The sequence below is a fragment of the Ancylothrix sp. D3o genome, from assembly GCF_025370775.1.
In the GTDB taxonomy this organism is placed as follows: Bacteria; Cyanobacteriota; Cyanobacteriia; order Cyanobacteriales; family Oscillatoriaceae; genus Ancylothrix.
This window is the reverse complement of record NZ_JAMXEX010000134.1, coordinates 1-1,151: the sequence shown is the minus strand read 5'-3', so window position 1 is coordinate 1,151 and position 1,151 is coordinate 1. Positions and strand designations below refer to the sequence as shown.

The window sequence follows — 1,151 nt, the reverse complement described above, 5'->3', positions numbered from 1 at the left end:
GAAAAGAAGCCATCTAATACTGGTTGATTGCTCCTATCTCGGTAGTTACGTTTGTAAACCCCAGGGATAGCAGCCAGTCCTAGCCAATCATCCCCCTTCCAGCCGTTGATAAAAAACTGAACGTCTTTACTGTACTTTACAGTTTCAGCTAACCAAGCCCTCAATATTGTGGTTTTACCGGCACCAGGGAGTCCCGATAATACCCAACTCAAAATATTATGTTTAAGTTGTTCGGTAAGAAGAATGGTATGCTCAGTTTCCCCTCTTATTCCACCGGCAGCGGCGTAATGATATCCAGCAGTTTCATCCAGAAATGTGTGGTCAACCGGCCCCTGTTTTGTGGCACCGGCTCCCACAGTAGAAAATGGTTGGTCAACCGGCCTCTCTTGGGATTGTCTTTGTACTGGTAGATTTAAAGGTTCGTCCTCAATAGTGTTAGCTTCCGTATCCCACAAATCCTCCTCCTCAAATGGCGATGGCTCTTGAGTAAATTGATAGTTGGGTTGTTGGTAATGGGGTGGTTGGTACTGTTGTCTTTGGTTCTGTTTACCTTGTGGTTGTTGGTGGTTTTCATAAGCCGGTTGTACTCGTTGAGGTTGGTGATTGGCATGGGCCGGTTGTCCTGATTGCTGGTGGTTTTCATAAGCCGGTGGTACTGGTTGTTGGTGGTTTTGGTAGGCCGGTTGTACTCGTTGAGATTGGTGATAGGTTTGTTGGGATTGGTGATATGTGGGTTGAGATTGGCGGTTTTGATGAGCCGGTGATACTGCTTGAGATTGGGGGGTTTGATAGGCCGGTGGTGCTGAATGGGGTTGTTGATAGGCCGGTGGTACTGAATGGGGTTGTTGATAGACCGGCTGCACTGGTTGAGATTGGTGGTTATGGTAGGCCGGTGGACTGCGGTATTGTGGTTGGTGGTCTGCCTGTTGGATATCTTGTGGATCGTCGGCTTTCACCCATCCAAAGTACAATTCACCTAATCCTTTTAGAGTGATGAATACACCGGCACCAGCAATTAAACCAGCGAACGGGATACTACTTTTTTGAGGTAAGTCTTGTTTAGTTTTAGTTGGGTCAATTGTTTGTTTTTCTTGGGGGAGCATGGCACAAATAATTAAAATTGTCCCCAAGATTATTTGCACCCCCGATGT

General features: G+C 46.6%; 1 pseudogene. It reads right to left on the bottom strand.

The annotated features are described in order from the left end of the window. Positions 1-1,151 (bottom strand): annotated as a pseudogene (locus NG798_RS27755) (hypothetical protein); the annotation flags it as partial.